Here is a 16,555-nt window from a genome sequence, read left to right on the forward strand (position 1 = left end):
GCGTTTTGATGGTCTCCAACTCAAATGACATCCCGGCAAATGCCGATTTCTGCTGCTACGTCATCAATCTGGATGGCAGCACGGAGCGTTTCTCACAGGTGTCGGCGTCGCTTGAGAAAGCCGGCGTCGCATTCGAGCGTCTCTCGGCTTTCGATGGACGCAAGCTGTCCCTCGACACGGTCGCCGATTATGATGCCGCGGCTGCCAGACGCTATATGGGGCGCGAGTTGGTCGGTGGCGAAATCGGCTGTTATTACAGTCACTTGAATGCGGCGAAGGCGTTTCTTCGCACGGACCAATCCTACTGCCTAGTAATCGAAGATGACGCCGCACCGCATGAAGCTCTGCAGGCGATCGTGACGGAAACGATCGGTTTTCTCAATGCGCATGATCCCGACTGGCGGATCGTCAACATGGGCAATGAGAAGCTGAAGATCTTCCGTCCACTGAAGACCATGAGCTTCGGGAAAAATATATTTACTCTTTGCTCCGCCCACTATTTTCCGATGACGACAGGTGCCATCTTGTGGTCGAGGAAAGGTGCGCAGGAGTTCGTCGATGGACACCGTGTGATCTTCGCGCCGGTCGATAACTTCTTCCGCTACTGGATCACCCGCGTTGGCGGCGGCTATTCTTTCTTTCCAAGGCCCGTGTCCACCACCGATGCGGTCAGCGATATTGCGCATCCCGGAAAGATATCGAGAAGCCGTAATGCCCGCAGCTTCCTTTATGGTCTGCGCAAACAGCGGCGGCTTCTGGTGGACAAGCTGATCGCGACCAAGCGGAAGTATTTCTTGTGATCTCGCCCCGTTACAATCACCTTACAGTCCAAGCCCGAGAAAGTGCGTTACGATGAGCGTGAAGCGGATCTTTCATCTGCAGTTCGGCACGGATGGCGGCACCGAGCAATTCTTCCTGCGCCTCACCCGCGCTTTTCACGAGCGTGGCATAGAGCAGCAATTCGCCATCCGGCCGGGCGTAACGTGGCGTCACGAGCTTGACGATCGGGGGATGGTGCATGAGGGCTACTATCTTCGCCGCTGGCCCAACTGGTGGCTGCGCACACAGTTGCTGAAGCGCTCGATGAAGCGGTGGCCGGCCGATGTGGTGATGGGGTGGCGTGCGCCGACGGCGCGGCTGATGCCGGACGCCGGTCATGCCATACGCGTCGTGCGTCTTGGCGACTATCCTCATCACGTCCGCTATTTCGGCAACACCGATGCCATCGTCGGCAATGCACCGAATGTCATCGAACACTGCCGTACACTCGGCTGGCAGGGTAAGACGACGATTATATCCAATTTTCCGGGCGAGGTTGGCACTTCCCTCGTCAAGCGGTCGGATTTTTCGACGCCGGACGATGTTCCTCTGGTTTGCGGTCTTGGCCGCTTAGTGCCGACCAAGGGTTTCGATACCTTGCTGCGGGCGATCGCTGCGACGCCTCACCTGTGGCTCTGGCTGGTAGGCGATGGCCCCGATAGAGCCGATCTGGAGCGGTTGGTGCAAGAGCTTGGGATTGCCGATCGCGTCCGCTTCATCGGCTGGGTATCGGAGCCGGCGGCCTATATCAAGGCGGCGGATATGTTCTGCGTGCCGAGCCGACAGGAGCCGCTTGGCAACGTGCTACTCGAAGGCTGGAAGGCGGAAGTGGCTGTGGTGTCCACCAAAACCGAAGGGCCGTCCTGGGCAGCTGCGCATGATGAAAGCGCTCTCTTCACCGAGATCGACGATGTCGAGGGTATGGCGCAGGCGCTCTTGCGTCTGCAAGGGTCGCCCGAGCTTCGAGCGAAGCTGGTTCAAGGTGGGCGAGAGCAATTGGCCGCACGCTTTTCCGCAGAGCGGATCGTCGATCAATATCTCGAATTTTTCGAGGGGCTGAGACGAGGAACGTCGCTCGGTCCAAACGTTTAGAACGCGAAGGCTGTGGGAACGTCACTAAATAGAGCTGGTCCCCTATCCTAGGTAGGCAGTTTTTCTTAATGCTTAGACAGAAATACTATTCTGTCGCGAGCTACAGTATGAATTCAAAATTTAGCAAAGCCTTATTTCTTTACTACTCTATGGTCCTCCATTTCGTTAATGTAAGAATGAAGTTTAAAGGTAGACGTTCACATTACTCACGCGCGGAGCGCGAACCTTTTTTTAAAGTCGACGATGGTGAGCAATCGCTCATCTTCTGCAGAAGGATACGAGCGCCATTCTACAAGAATGGTATTGGGAGACGCCTGCAAATTTTGATGACGTCCTATAATCTCGACAAAATTCCCCAAGACGTTACCGGTGCGTTCATTGATTGCGGCGCGAATATTGGCGAACTGGGGTTGGTATCACGTGCGCGAGGCTGGCAATATCACGCCTTCGAGCCGGAGCAACTAGAGGCAGATTGCTGTGATATCAATGCGTTCCAAGGGCAGCCGAAATGCAATCGGTTGGCGCTTTGGTCAGAGGAAACCACTCTCACATTCTACTCGAAGCCCAACACGGCTGATTCATCAGTTTTTGAACAAACCGATATTGTGTCCAAAAAAGAAATCAAAACGACCACCATCGACAAGTACATTTCTGACGCAGCCATCACCGACATCGCGGTTCTGAAAATTGAGGCAGAGGGTGCGGAGCCTGAAGTTCTTCTCGGTGCTGAGGCAGCGCTCACTCGCGCAAAGTTCGTGACGGTCGATTGTGGTTTCGAACGTGGAATGGCACAGGAAAGCACGCTGGTGCCCGTTGCCAACTTTCTTTTAAAGAGAAATTACGAGTTAGTTGCCTGGGACCGGAACTGGTATCGCTTCCTTTTCATGAAAGTCTAAGACACCATTCAGAAATCCTCATTGGGGATTGCAAACGGCAACTTCTGTGCTTGTGGTGCTCACCTACATTCAAGACGCCGTGCTCCGGTTCCCGAAACCATCACTTTCGCCGGCAAACGGCAATTTTTGAACCACCTGCAAAGCATCTTCATTCGAAGGCGACGTCTTGGTAGCACTTTGACAAGGCGTCCACTTCCTGCCGCAAATCAAATTTGTTCGTCGCCAGGATTCTTGCTTCTGCGCTTGCTGCTCTCAGTAATTGCTCGTCGCTCAGGAACAGGTTCGCCGCATTAGTCATCGCATCGAGATTATCGCGGCCAATGACGGTGCCGGTTTCGCCTTCACGCACCAATTCCGGAAAGGCTCCGACATCCGTTGCGATCACAGGCACACCCGTCGACATGGCTTCCAGAGGGGTGAGGCCAAATCCCTCCCAGCGCTGGGGGGCGATGAAGAGGTCAAGCGCGCGGTACCATTCGTTGATGTTGGTATGCTCTCCGACGAAGAGAATGCGGTCGGCAAGACCTGCGGCGCGCACTCTTTCCTTCAAGCCATTCTCGAAATCCACATGCGGACCTGTCGCGCGTCCGGCAACGATGGCCGACCATTGCGGGTGGTCTGGCAGAACGCGGATCATCGTGTCAACGAAGAGATCCGTACCCTTCTGGTGCCGTATACGGCCGAAGCAGCCGGCATATTTGCGCTGAGGATCGAGGCCGCGTGCGACTTTTGCCTCAGGCTTATCGGCGGGCGGGGAGAAGCGATCGGTGTCGATGCCGTGCATGATGACCGTGCTCGGTACCTCCAGATAAGAAGCCGTCTGGCTATTGGTGGCAATCACGCCATCCATTCTGGAAATCAGAAACTTGGTCCAGCCAGTGTGCTTACGCTGCGAGGCGGAGGTGAAGACGATCTTCAGCTTCATGCGCAGAATATCGCGCATGATGATGGCCGGCAGCATTTCTATATTGCGGCGCGCGTGCCAGACGCGCGGTCTGCCTGCCGGACCGTTTTGCCAGAGCCGCCACAGATCGCGGAAACGCACATATGGCAGGCTTTCGGGCAGGCCGGGGCCGATGACGGCGATCTTCTGCCCGAGCCGGTTCTGCACCGGCACGAGCTGAATGATCGTGGATGTCACGCCCGAGAGCCTGCGCTTGAAGTTCGGCGCAAGGACGCGGACATCTCTCAGATCGACATGGGGCAAGTCTTGAAGTCTCGCAACAGGAGCGGGGGATTCAGTTCCAGTTGACGGACAGGATCTCGTAGCCGCGCGAGCCGCCAGGCGCATTCACTTCAATGCTGTCACCGACTTCCTTGCCGATCAGGGCGCGGGCAATGGGAGAGGAGATCGAAATGCGACCTTCCTTCACGTCGGCTTCCTGATCGCCAACGATCTGATAGGTCTTTTCTTCATCGGTGTCTTCATCGATGAGCTTGACGGTGGCGCCAAACTTGATCTTGGAACCGGACATCTTGGAGAGATCGATGATCTCGGCGCGCGCAGTCAGATCTTCGAGCTCGGAGATGCGGCCTTCATTGTGGCTCTGCGCTTCCTTGGCGGCGTGATACTCGGCATTTTCCGACAGGTCGCCATGGGCGCGCGCTTCGGCGATCGCCTCGATGATGCGCGGGCGCTCTTCCTGCTGACGCCAGCGAAGTTCTTCCTGCAACTTGACGTAACCACCCTGGGTCATCGGTACTTTTTCTACCATCTTTTTATTCCTTCACATTCGCACCGCGGTAGTCGCAGACACAAAAAGAAACAGGTTCCGGAGCAAAACTTCGGAACCATGTCAAAATCACAATTTGTCGGACTATATCAGAAGAGCATCCTGAAATGCCAGCAAATTAAAAGGCCCGTAAAAAACAAGCATTTTCAATGTGCTCCGCTTGTGATTTGACTTTCGTCATTGGAACATATAAAGAACATACTATGAAGAAGTCAATCAAAGAGCGGCTTGCAGTTCTCTCGGATGCAGCGAAGTATGACGCCTCCTGCGCGTCCAGCGGGACCTCGAAACGCAACTCGGCGCAAAGCGGCGGGCTGGGGTCGACGGAGGGTTCGGGCATCTGTCATGCCTATGCGCCGGATGGTCGTTGTATCTCGCTTTTAAAGATTCTTCTGACCAATTTCTGCATCTATGATTGTGCCTATTGCATCAACCGTTCGTCGAGCAATGTCGAACGCGCACGCTTTACCGTGGAAGAGGTCGTGTGGCTGACGCTGGAATTTTATCGGCGAAATTACATCGAGGGTCTGTTTCTTTCTTCCGGCATCATTCGCTCTTCCGACCACACGATGGAGGAACTGGTGCGCGTGGCAAAAGAATTGCGCGTCACCCATGGCTTCCGGGGTTATATCCACCTGAAGTCCATCCCTGAAGCATCGCCGCATCTGATTGAAGAAGCGGGGCTTTATGCCGATCGTCTCTCAATCAATATCGAACTCCCGACCGATAGCGGAATTGGCAAGTTCGCGCCGGAAAAGCAGCCCGGCAATATTCGTCGCTCCATGGCGGATATCCGTTTGAAGATCGAGGAGGCGGGCGAGCCGACCCTGAAGACGAAGCGGGTCAAGACCTTTGCGCCGGCGGGGCAGAGCACGCAGATGATTGTCGGTGCCGACGGCGCCGACGACGGCACGATTCTTTCGACCAGTGCGCGGCTTTACGGAAGCTATGGCCTGCGGCGTGTCTATTACTCCGCCTTCAGCCCCATTCCGGATTCGTCGAAGAACCTGCCGCTCATCAAGCCGCCCTTGATGCGCGAGCACAGGCTCTATCAAGCCGATTGGCTCTACCGGTTCTACGGCTTCGACATCGGCGAGATTACCTCGACGCAACAGAACGGAATGCTCGATCTCGATATCGATCCCAAGCTCGCCTGGGCGCTCGGCAACCGCCAGAAGTTTCCTGTCGATGTCAATTCGGGTGAGAGAGAGATGCTGCTGCGCGTGCCTGGGTTCGGCGTGAAGACGGTGAACTCCATCCTGTCTTCGCGCCGCTTTCGGAGACTGCGCTTGGAAGATCTGGCGCGCTTTGGCGTATCGCTGAAGAAGGTGAAGGCGTTTGTCGTCGCGGATGGCTGGACGCCGGGCAAGTTGACCGAGCGGCCCGACCTGCGCGCCATGTTTACACCGCCACCGGAACAGTTGTCGTTGCTGTGATGTATGCGGTCGAACTGGAGGGCAGGGGCAATTTTTGCGAATGGCGCGATGCCGCGCGTTCGCTTCTTGCGGCGAGTGTGGCACCGAGCGAGGTGGATTGGCGGCTGAAGAGCGACCGCGGCACGCGTCTTGATTTCGAGCAGCAGGCCTCTCTACCGGTGGCGAAGACGCCAGCGCAGATCACGGTTCCATCGGCCTTCCTGCCATTGGCGGAGGCGATCATCTGCCACAGCGATCCGGCGCGCTTTTCTTTGCTGTATCGTCTCCTGTGGCGGCTGCAGCAGGATCGGGCGCTATTGCAGATCAAGGCCGATCCCGATGTTCAAGCGGCCCGGCAAATGGAGAAATCCGTCCGTCGCGACAGCCACAAGATGACCGCCTTCGTCCGTTTCAAGGAAGTGCCGGGCGAGGGCGCGCAAGCACGGCGCTGCTTCATTGCGTGGTTTGAGCCGGATCATTTCATTGTCGAGCGAAAGGCGCCGTTCTTCCAGCGGCGCTTCAACGACATGGATTGGCTGATCGCGACTCCGAAAGGGTCTGCGCGGTGGAATGGTCAATTGCTTGAGACGTCGCGCGAACCAGCGGAGCGGCCGGATATTTCCGACGAGACGGATGAGTTATGGCGCACCTACTATGCCAATATCTTCAATCCGGCGCGGCTGAAGATCAAAGCCATGACGGCGGAAATGCCGAAGAAATACTGGAAGAACCTGCCAGAGGCTGATCTCATCCCGGAACTTGTCATCGGCGCGGAGGCGCGCGTGCTTGGCATGGCGGCCAAGGCTGCGACCGAGCCGCAGATGTTTCACCATCGCATCCAGGCGGCGGCCGCAGCCAAGCCGCAGGAAGTGCTGCCGGATGCAAACACGCTCGCTGGCGTGAAGCGTGAAGCTCAAAGCTGTCAGATGTGCCCGCTACATTGTGCCGCAACGCAAACCGTCTTCGGCGAGGGGCCTGAGAAGGCGCAGGTGATGGTCGTCGGTGAGCAGCCGGGAGATCATGAAGATCTTGCCGGGCGACCCTTTATCGGTCCGGCGGGTAGGGTGTTCGATCAGGTCCTGGGGGAAACGGGGATCGAGCGTCCATCGCTCTATGTGACGAACGCGGTCAAGCATTTCAAATATGAGGCGCGGGGCAAGAAACGCATTCACCAACGACCCAATGCCGGTGAGGTTGAGCGTTGCCGTTGGTGGTTGACGCGGGAGATCGATCTTGTTCAGCCCAAGCTGATCGTCGCGATGGGCGCAACGGCGGTTTACGCTTTGACGGGGACGAAAGAGACGCTTTCGAGCGTTCGCAGCCGGCCGATCCCCATGGAGAATTCACGCATCCTCTTTGCCACGGTCCATCCATCCTACCTGCTTAGAATTCCCGACCCGGCACGTCAGGCGCAGGAGAGGGCGCTCTTCGTCGAAGACTTGCGCGCCGTGCGGCGATTGTCCGAAGCGTGAGGTGAAGCGTCCCCGCGTCTGGTTCTTGCTGCCGCAGTAGAACAGTTCGCCCTTTTCGAAAATGCGCTGTTTCTAAACATTAAAAGCCGTTCATGAAGTAATTGTAATGCGACTACCTCCGTTTTTGGGAGTTTAATCAGCATCAACATCCAACGGTGGTTAGGATGTTGTATGTGGAAGTTATAAAAGGATTTGTATCATGTCTATTCGTAATAATCTTGCTGTTATTCTTGTTGCCGGTACTATGCTCGGCGGAATTGCTTACACTGCCGAAGCTGCATCGGCAACTGCAGCGCAGACGGAAACCAAGGGCGCTGTTGTTCCGAATAAGGCCATCGACAAGGATGTTGGACGTCTCTCCCAGGACGGCGCACAGGCCTTGGCCGACATTCAGGCAACACGCCTGGCAATCTTCAACGCGAAGCCGGATGAGGCCAAGACCTTCATCAACAAGGCGAAGGACGAGCTGCAGAAGGCCTCCAAGGACGAAGCAGTCTTCATGAAGGCTGAAGCGGATCTGACGAAGCCCACCAAGGCACCCGTCGCTGGTGATGCAAAGGCGGATGCGAAGCCCGCATCTGCAACACCCATCCAATGGCTGCCAGTCGACTCGCAGTTGACGCTCGGTGAAGACTTCAAGGCAACGCCTGAAAAGGTCGCGGCCATCACCGAAGCCAACAAGAGCCTGAAGACCTCCGATCGCCAGGGTGCGCTTGAAAAGCTTGCTGTCGCGGATGTCGATGTCGAGTTCATCACCGCCGCCCTACCGCTCAATCAGACAGTCACCGATGTTGGCAAGGCTGCCGACCTGATCAACCAGGGCAAGTTCTATGAAGCCAATGCGGTGCTGAAGGATGTGACGGATAACGCGATGCTCAACATCGTCGATATCTACGGTCAGCCTTACAAGGCAAAGGCAGAAAAGCCTGCCAATGCCGCAGCGGTTACGCCTTCGACAGACAAGACCGCTGCTCCAAAGGGCTAATTGCCCTTCCACATACTGCAATGAAAATGGCCTCCCCGGTTGGGGAGGCCTTTGTTTTGAACACTTTACCTTTCGAACGGAAACGGTGCCTTAGAAATAGCTCTGCAGCGGCTTCACTTCGAGATTGCCGGCCTTCAGCGCCTTGATGGCAAGGGCTGCGGCTTCGGCACCGGCCATGGTGGTGTAGTAGGGGACCTTCTGCATCAGCGTTGCGCGGCGCAGCGACTTGGAGTCGGAGATCGCCTTGTTGCTGTCGGTGGTGTTGATGACCAGCTGGACCTGACGGTTGCGGATGCCATCCTCAATGTGAGGGCGACCTTCCTGCACCTTGTTGATCTTCTCGGCTGCGATGCCTTGCTCCGCGAGGAAACGCTGCGTGCCGCCGGTTGCCAGAACCTTGAAGCCTGCTTCCACCAGAATGCGGATCGCTGGCAGAACGCCTTCTTTGTCCTGATCGCGGACCGAGACGAACACCGTGCCGGAGCGCGGCAGGTCGACACCAGCACCCAACTGCGACTTGGCGAATGCCAGCGCGAAATCGGTATCGAGACCGATGACTTCGCCGGTGGAACGCATTTCCGGTCCGAGCAGAATGTCTACGCCGGGGAAGCGGGCGAAGGGGAATACGGCTTCCTTGACGGCGATGTGCTTCAAGTTGCGTGGATCGGGCTTCTCGCCGTAAGCGGCGATCGCCGCATCGAGCTTTTCACCCGCCATGACGCGGGCTGCGATCTTGGCAATCGGCGCGCCGATGGTCTTGGCGACGAAGGGCACGGTACGCGACGCGCGCGGGTTGACTTCCAGAACGTAGATGGTGCCGTCCTTGATGGCGTATTGCACGTTCATCAGGCCGCCGACCTTCAGCGCCTTGGCAAGTGCTGCCGTCTGGCGTTCCAGCTCATCCAGCGTTTCGGGCGAGAGCGAGCGGGCAGGCAGCGAGCAGGCGGAGTCGCCCGAGTGAATGCCGGCTTCTTCGATATGCTCCATGATGCCGGAGACGAAGACGCTTTCGCCGTCGCACAGCGCATCCACGTCCACTTCGACAGCATTGGTCAGGTAGCTATCGAAAAGCAGCGGGTTCTTGCCGAGCAGCGTGTTGATCTGGCCGGTCTTGTCGTTCGGGTAGCGCTGCTTGATGTCTTCCGGCACGAGGCCCGGAACGGTATCGAGGAGATAGGTCTGCAGCTGGCCTTCCGAATGGATGATCTGCATGGCGCGGCCACCCAGAACGTAGGAGGGGCGAACGACCAATGGGAAGCCAATTTCGGAGGCGACGAGACGCGCCTGTTCGACCGAGTAGGCGATGCCGTTGTTCGGCTGCGCCAGATCGAGCTTCATCAGCAGCTTCTGGAAGCGGTCGCGGTCTTCGGCAAGGTCGATCATGTCCGGTGCGGTGCCGAGGATAGGAATGCCGTTCTTTTCCAGCGCTTCTGCTAGCTTCAGCGGCGTCTGACCACCGAACTGCACGATGACGCCGACCAGTTCGCCCTTTTCCTGTTCCGCGCGCATGATCTCGATCACGTCTTCAGCGGTCAGCGGCTCGAAATAGAGGCGGTCGGAGGTGTCGTAGTCGGTCGAAACCGTCTCCGGGTTGCAGTTGATCATGATCGCTTCGAAGCCCGCATCCTTCAGCGCGAAGGCGGCATGGCAGCAGCAATAGTCGAACTCGATGCCCTGGCCGATACGGTTCGGACCGCCGCCGAGAATCACGACCTTCTTGCGGTCGGAGACTTGTGCTTCGGAGCGCAGTGCGCCGACGAAAGGCATCTCATAGGTGGAGTACATGTAGGCGGTCGGAGAGGCGAACTCGGCAGCGCAGGTATCGATGCGCTTGAAGACGGGGCGCACATTCAGGCTGTTGCGCAGTTCGGCCACTTCCTTCGGGCGCTTGCCGGTCAGCGAGGCGAGGCGGGCGTCGGAGAAGCCCATGGCCTTCAGCATGCGCAGGTTTTCGGCGTCGGTCGGCAGGCCGTGTTCACGCACACGCGCTTCCATGTCGACGATCGCCTTGAACTGGGCGATGAACCATGGATCGATCTTGGAGTTCTCGTGCACTTCGGCTTCGGACATGCCCGTGCGCAGTGCCTGGGCAACCATGCGCAGGCGATCCGGCGTCGGCGTGCCAATGGCAGCACGGATGGCGTTCTTGGAGCCTTCGCCTTCTTCGTAACCCGGGATTTCGATCTCATCGAGACCGGTGAGGCCGGTTTCCATGCCGCGCAGCGCCTTCTGCAGCGATTCGGCAAAGGTACGGCCAATTGCCATCACTTCACCGACGGACTTCATGGCGGTGGTGAGGATCGGCGAAGCGCCGGGGAATTTTTCGAAGGCAAAGCGTGGGATTTTCGTCACGACATAGTCGATGGACGGTTCGAAGGAGGCAGGCGTCGCGCCTCCCGTGATGTCGTTGTCGAGTTCGTCCAGCGTGTAGCCGATGGCAAGCTTGGCCGCGACCTTGGCGATCGGGAAGCCGGTTGCCTTGGAGGCAAGCGCGGACGAGCGCGAGACGCGCGGGTTCATCTCGATGACGACGAGGCGACCATCCTTCGGGTTGACGGCGAACTGCACGTTCGAGCCGCCGGTTTCGACGCCGATCTCACGCAGAACCGCAATCGAGGCGTTGCGCATGATCTGGTATTCTTTGTCCGTCAGCGTCAGAGCCGGAGCAACGGTGATCGAGTCCCCGGTATGAACGCCCATCGGGTCGATGTTTTCGATGGAGCAGATGATGATGCAGTTGTCCGCCTTGTCGCGGACGACTTCCATTTCATATTCCTTCCAACCGAGAACCGATTCTTCGACCAGAACTTCCGTCGTTGGCGAGGCATCGAGACCGCCAGAGACGATATCGAAGAATTCCGAGCGGTTATAGGCAATGCCGCCGCCGGTGCCGCCAAGCGTAAAGGACGGGCGAATGATGGCTGGCAGGCCGACATGGTCGATCGCCTGGGCGGCAATTGCCATGGCATGCGCCATGTAGCGCTGCTTGCGGTCTGTCTCGCCGAGGTTCCACTGGTTTTCCAGCTCGTCCAGAGCCTTGTCGAGGTCGGCGCCGGAAAGCTTGCTCTTCACCTCTGCGCGGGCTGCCTCATGCTTCTTGCGGTCGGCGTCCTTGATCTCGGTGGCGTTTGCCAGCATCGAGCGTGGGGTTTCGAGGCCGATCTTCGCCATGGCTTCGCGGAAGAGGGCGCGGTCTTCGGCCTTGTCGATGGCTTCCGGCTTGGCGCCGATCATCTCGACATTGTAGCGGTCGAGGACGCCCATGCGCTTCAAGGAGAGCGCGGTGTTCAGCGCCGTCTGGCCGCCCATGGTGGGCAGCAGCGCATCGGGGCGTTCCTTGGCAATGATCTTGGCAACCACTTCCGGCGTGATCGGTTCGACGTAGGTCGCGTCCGCAAGGCCGGGGTCGGTCATGATGGTGGCGGGGTTGGAGTTGACCAGGATGACCCGGTAACCTTCTTCCTTCAGCGCCTTACAGGCCTGGGTGCCGGAATAGTCGAATTCGCATGCCTGACCGATGACGATCGGTCCCGCGCCAATGATGAGGATGGATTTGATATCTTGGCGCTTTGGCATGGCTCTCGTTCCGCTTTCGTGTTGCGCAAAAAACGGCCATGGTGAAACTTCACCGGCCGGGGCGCGCAATTCCAAATCTTTTCAGGCTAGAAGCGGCTTATAGGCAAATGTTTTGGCGAACGGAACCCCGAATCTTCGCTTTCCGACAGGAAAGTTCTCGCGCCGCAAAAGGATCATGCCGGGTGATCCTTCGCGCGTTGTCAAACGTAAGCTTCTTCAACCGCTTAAATCGTCGCCTCCAACCGGATGCAGGATAATCATGATCATCGTTCATTACCTGGAAAATTCCCGCGCGCACCGCATTCTCTGGCTGCTGGAGGAACTTGAGCTTCCCTATGAGGTGAAGACCTACAAACGCGGGTCGGACATGCGCGCGCCGAAGAGCCTCAAACAGGTCCATCCACTTGGCAAGTCTCCGGTGATCGAGGATCAGGGCACGGTCTATGCAGAGAGTGGCGCGATCATCGAATATCTGCTCGATACCTATGGAGAGGGCAGGTTCCGGCCGGAGCAAGGCACGGATGGCTATCGGCGCTATCTCTACTGGCTGCATTATGCCGAAGGATCGGCCATGCCGCTTCTATTGCTCAAGCTTCTCTTCTCGCGCCTGCCGAGCCAGATGCCGTTTTTCTTAAGACCCGTGGCGGGTATGATCTCCAAGGGGGTGGCGGCAAAGCTCATCGATCCGCAACTGATCGACCATGTGGCCTATTGGGAGGCCGAACTTTCCAGGGACGGCTATTTTGCCGCAGACACGTTGACCGGCGCGGATATTGCCATGAGCTTTCCGGTCGAGGCTGCCATCAGCCGCGCGGATGGCGTTGGCGAAACGAAAGCGATCAGGCGCTTTCTCGATACCATACGCGCACGGCCTGCTTACCAGCGCGCGCTTGAGAAAGGCGGAGCCTATATCTACGCGCGCAGCTGACACGAGTACTCCTCTTGCGGGAACGCTTTGCGGTAGTTAGCGTTTAGCGCAAGCATATTGAAGGGGAGATTGCCATGCAGTGGAGAGGACGCCGCCAGTCGGACAACATCGAAGATAGACGCGGCATGTCGACCGGCGGCATGGGCGGCGGCGGTGGCTTTCGCTTACCGACCGGCGGCCGCGGTGGCGGGATCGGTATCGGTGGTCTTGTCGTTATTTTGCTGATCAGCTGGGCACTTGGCATCAACCCGCTGACTTTGCTCTCCGGCGGTGACACATACTCCGATAGCGGCAGTCAGCAGCAACAGACCGGAACGCGCCCGCAAGGCCAATCCAGTGATGAGACGACGGCGTTCGTCCGCACCATTCTGGCGGAGACCGAAGATACCTGGGGCAAGATCTTCCAGGCCTCCGGCGAAACCTATCAGAAGCCGACGCTGGTTCTGTTCTCCGGCCAGGTTCGCTCGGCCTGCGGCAACGCGACGTCGGCATCCGGCCCGTTCTATTGCCCGGTGGATCGCAAGGTCTATCTGGACACCGACTTCTTCCGCGAGCTTTCGCAGCGTTTCGGCGCCTCTGGCGATTTTGCCCAGGCCTATGTGATTGCGCATGAGGTGGGCCATCACGTCCAAAACCTCACCGGCGTGCTTCCGGAATTCAACCAGCGTCGCCAGTCCATGAGTGAGAGCCAGGCCAACGCGCTGTCGGTGAAGGTGGAATTGCAGGCCGATTGCTATGCCGGCATCTGGGGCAAGTCCACGCAGCAAAAGGGCATCCTCGAAGCCGGCGATCTGGAAGAGGCACTGAACGCCGCCCACCAGATTGGCGACGATACGCTGCAGAAGAAAACGCAGGGCTATGTCGTTCCCGACAGCTTCAATCACGGCACTTCGGCGCAGCGCGTCGAATGGTTTCGCCGCGGGTTTGAGAGCGGGCGGGTTGAGGATTGCGATACATTCTCGGCTGATATTTAAGGGGCATCCCGAGTTCTCCTCGTCATCCTCGCCCTTGAGGCGAGGATCCATATCTTCCGGGGCAGTCAACGGCTTATGGATCCTCGGGTCGAGCCCGAGGATGACGGCAGTAGAGGTCTAGACCTCCCGCATTACGATGAACGCCGCGTTTCTTTTATGAGAAAACGCGGGCCCCGTTGAGGCGCCGCGGCGTCCCTTTGAGAAACCACAGCGCGTTGAACTTGGGGGAGCAACCAGATCGACGATTTAACTCGCCAGCCTCCGCGACGGAGCGTCCCTCTCTCCGCCGTCCATCTTCTCCCAAGTTCCACCGTTCCCGTAACGCCATGCAAGCTGGCCTTGATCGTCGATTGTGATGAGCGCGAGCCAGCCATTGTCAAACAGCGCGCTCACCTGCGGATGCCGACGCAGGATGTCGGTGATCGCCTCCTTCGGGGCCTCCACGGCGACTGTCAGCCGCAGCGGTTCGTGGACCAGTTCTTCACCATCATGCACCGACTGCCAGGGTAGCCCGGCGCGCAGGTTGCCGCCATTGCCTTCCACCACGCCGATGCCGCCGACGACATTGTGCAGCAGTTTGTTGCCCGCACCGAAGAGGGAGGGCGCAACCGCCGAGCCGAAATATTGCAGGCTGATCCAGCTTGCGACGACCACCGGTGCGGTCAGGATCAGTTCGAGGATTTTGAAGTCCTTGTCCTTTTGCCAGACATAGTCATGCAGGAAGGTCTGGCCCTCCAGCGATTTGCCTACCGTGCGTGACCGTGGAGCGGCGATGAAGGCGCGGCATCCGGCAAGGCCGAATTCCGGCCGGGTCTCCGACCAGTCGCGGTTGCGCGCATGCAGATTATCCGCTGTCGCCCGAGGGAGGTTGCGTGCACGCTCTGCTCTCGTCAGGCGGCCAGCATCCGCCAGCCATTTGCGCAGTTGCGCGAGATCTTTGGAGGCGATCTTGTAATCGAGATCATCTTCGAAGAGCGTGACGGCATCCGTCGTTGTGTCGTGCAGGCCGGCAAGGAAGATGGTGTCGTCCGGAATGGTGATGCCCTTTGCAGTGAGGGCCTCACGCACCGCCCGATCGTTGATGAGATCGGCCAGCAGCCGGGCATTGACGTCACCCGCATGGCCGCCGCAGGCGCCGCAATGCAGCGCGCTGGCGTAGGGGTTGTTAACGACATTGGCGCCGTGACCGCAGATCAGCACGAGGCGGCCGAAGCCCTCGGTCAGCGACATGGCTTTCAGCACCCTTTCCGCCATGGCTGCTTTCGTTTCCAGGTCGAGGTTTTGGACAAAGCGAGGCTTGGCCTTGTCGGGCTTCGCACCCTTGGTGAAACGCAATCCGTCCCGCAGAAGCTTGCCGGCATAGACCGGTCCCATCGCTTCGACGAAGGCGAAGGAGGAGACGGCGGTGAGTTTGAACCGGCCCCAGGCGCGGATGGCCCGCGCACCGAAGCGGGCCTTCTGGTCAGCCTTCTTATTGTCATCGACAGCACTGCAGGTGAAGACAGATGGCTTCAGCAGCACCGGCAGCCGATGTTCTGCGACGTCGGAGGCAAAGCCGTGATGGCTGGCGCCAAGGCCGAAGAAGCCGGCAAAGCCGATCGTGCGAATGGACGGGTCCATGCTTTCGAGCGACCGCCGGAAGACTTCGGAACGGACATCGATGCAGAAGGCTGCCTGCAGCATCGGCCGCTTGTCCACTGCCTGGGCGGTGGACGGCGTTGCGAGAGCGGCTGCGAGCTTCCTCTGTGCCGCGTTTTCGGAAGCAGACTGCAGAAGGCTGTCGATCCGAATGTCGCGATTGGCGACAACAGGCGCCACATGGTCGGTGTGGACCTTCCGCCACTCGGCCTCGATACCTGTCTTGTGCCGCAGGTATAGCGCTTCCTCGAACACCAGCCGGATTGCGAGAAGCTCAAGCGCTGTTGTGTCGACGCCGCCGTCGACTTCGGCCTTGAACTGGATGTGGCGGGCATATTGCGCCCAGCCACCAAGCGTCAGCAGCAGCTGGTGGAAATAGGTCCCGGGCTCTGCGCCAAGCCCAAGCGAAACGGCAGCCCGTTCGATGGCAGCATGCGGCGTTTCGGGGGTGTCCGACACATGGATGCCGAAGCCCTTGAGACCGAGGATTTCCGGGGTGAGGTCATGGGTGGCAAAGGCCCGCCAGGCGGCGTAGAGGCCGTTGCGTCTCGATGCCGCCCAAAGGGCCTGGCCCTGATCGAAGAAGCCCGCAGCGAACGTGCCGATCCGATCCGAGATCAGGCCCGGCCAATCCTGATCCGTCGCCTTTGCCGCAAGATCGGCAACGGTTGGCAGAGCCTGGATCGGTGACGCTTTCTTCGAGAGGGCAGCTTTGATCGCAGCCAGATCGATGCTCGGGTCTGCGGCGTTCGTGTTAATTGCTGCGAGGATGTCCTCGTCCGTCATTTCACCCGTGGCGATCTTCTCGGCAAAATGCCTCCGGGGCAAAGCAAGCCGTACGCCGCCGATGCGGGCAAGCAGTGCCGCGGTCTGATCAAAGGTCTCGTTTGCCTGGCCGAGGAAAGGGTTGACGGCAACGGTCGCCGTCAAGGGCCAGGCTGGTGGAATGGCCCGCACGGCCTGATCGGCAGCTTTTGCCAGAGCATCGCCGTGAAGCGTATCGACTGGGGTTATGGTGGTCATGAGA

Annotated in this window: 12 protein-coding genes; 8 read left to right on the top strand and 4 right to left on the bottom strand. The window is 58.6% G+C overall.

The window, feature by feature from the left end; genetic code table 11:
- The first annotated feature begins 8 nt into the window (after positions 1–8).
- The 3 genes from PVA19_RS08880 to PVA19_RS08890 all read left to right on the top strand — a co-directional run bounded on the left by PVA19_RS08880 (position 9) and on the right by PVA19_RS08890 (position 2,807).
- Positions 9–800 carry a glycosyltransferase family 25 protein gene (locus PVA19_RS08880; protein ID WP_274102095.1) on the top strand — a complete coding sequence of 264 codons (792 nt, stop codon included), beginning with the start codon at positions 9–11 and terminating at the stop codon, positions 798–800.
- Between the two features lie 52 nt (positions 801–852).
- Positions 853–1,911: a glycosyltransferase gene (locus tag PVA19_RS08885; protein WP_274102097.1), complete on the top strand. Its 1,059-nt coding sequence runs from the start codon at positions 853–855 to the stop codon at positions 1,909–1,911.
- 107 nt (positions 1,912–2,018) lie between these two features.
- The gene (locus PVA19_RS08890) at positions 2,019–2,807 is read left to right on the top strand and encodes an FkbM family methyltransferase (protein ID WP_274102098.1); all 789 of its coding nucleotides are present in this window, start codon (positions 2,019–2,021) and stop codon (positions 2,805–2,807) included.
- 148 nt (positions 2,808–2,955) lie between these two features.
- Here the strand turns inward: PVA19_RS08890 and PVA19_RS08895 are convergent, their stop codons facing one another.
- Both PVA19_RS08895 and greA read right to left on the bottom strand, forming a co-directional pair.
- Positions 2,956–4,014: a glycosyltransferase family 4 protein gene (locus PVA19_RS08895; RefSeq protein WP_274102099.1), complete on the bottom strand. Its 1,059-nt coding sequence runs from the start codon at positions 4,012–4,014 to the stop codon at positions 2,956–2,958.
- Between the two features lie 31 nt (positions 4,015–4,045).
- Positions 4,046–4,522 (bottom strand): transcription elongation factor GreA, encoded by a 477-nt coding sequence (greA, locus tag PVA19_RS08900; RefSeq protein WP_062426441.1) that lies wholly within the window; start codon positions 4,520–4,522, stop codon positions 4,046–4,048.
- A 221-nt stretch (positions 4,523–4,743) separates the two neighbouring features.
- Here greA and PVA19_RS08905 point away from each other — a divergent pair, with 221 nt between their 5' ends.
- The 3 genes from PVA19_RS08905 to PVA19_RS08915 all read left to right on the top strand — a co-directional run bounded on the left by PVA19_RS08905 (position 4,744) and on the right by PVA19_RS08915 (position 8,412).
- A complete protein-coding gene (locus tag PVA19_RS08905; protein WP_062440378.1) occupies positions 4,744–5,976 on the top strand; it encodes a putative DNA modification/repair radical SAM protein in 1,233 nt (410 codons plus the stop codon).
- Positions 5,976–7,427 (top strand): UdgX family uracil-DNA binding protein, encoded by a 1,452-nt coding sequence (locus PVA19_RS08910; RefSeq protein WP_274102101.1) that lies wholly within the window; start codon positions 5,976–5,978, stop codon positions 7,425–7,427. Before PVA19_RS08905 ends, PVA19_RS08910 begins: the two co-directional genes overlap by 1 nt.
- 199 nt (positions 7,428–7,626) lie before the next feature.
- A complete protein-coding gene (locus PVA19_RS08915; protein ID WP_274102102.1) occupies positions 7,627–8,412 on the top strand; it encodes a YfdX family protein in 786 nt (261 codons plus the stop codon).
- Between the two features lie 90 nt (positions 8,413–8,502).
- On the opposite strand, the gene carB is transcribed toward PVA19_RS08915, so the two are convergent.
- Complete coding sequence (carB, locus tag PVA19_RS08920; protein ID WP_062440386.1) at positions 8,503–11,988, bottom strand: carbamoyl-phosphate synthase large subunit; 3,486 nt, start codon at positions 11,986–11,988, stop codon at positions 8,503–8,505.
- Positions 11,989–12,247: 259 nt separating this feature from the next.
- On the opposite strand from carB, the gene PVA19_RS08925 reads away from it, so the two are divergent.
- Positions 12,248–12,916, top strand: a complete 669-nt coding sequence (locus tag PVA19_RS08925; protein WP_274102103.1) for a glutathione S-transferase — start codon at positions 12,248–12,250, stop codon at positions 12,914–12,916.
- A 74-nt stretch (positions 12,917–12,990) separates the two neighbouring features.
- Positions 12,991–13,890, top strand: coding sequence for a KPN_02809 family neutral zinc metallopeptidase (gene ypfJ / locus PVA19_RS08930; protein WP_062426447.1), 900 nt, complete (start codon positions 12,991–12,993; stop codon positions 13,888–13,890).
- Between the two features lie 246 nt (positions 13,891–14,136).
- On the opposite strand, the gene PVA19_RS08935 is transcribed toward ypfJ, so the two are convergent.
- Positions 14,137–16,551, bottom strand: coding sequence for a YbcC family protein (locus tag PVA19_RS08935; RefSeq protein WP_274102105.1), 2,415 nt, complete (start codon positions 16,549–16,551; stop codon positions 14,137–14,139).
- Positions 16,552–16,555: the final 4 nt, after the last annotated feature.

Source organism: Agrobacterium sp. CNPSo 3708 (assembly GCF_028674915.1).
Lineage (GTDB): Bacteria > Pseudomonadota > Alphaproteobacteria > Rhizobiales > Rhizobiaceae > Agrobacterium > Agrobacterium cavarae.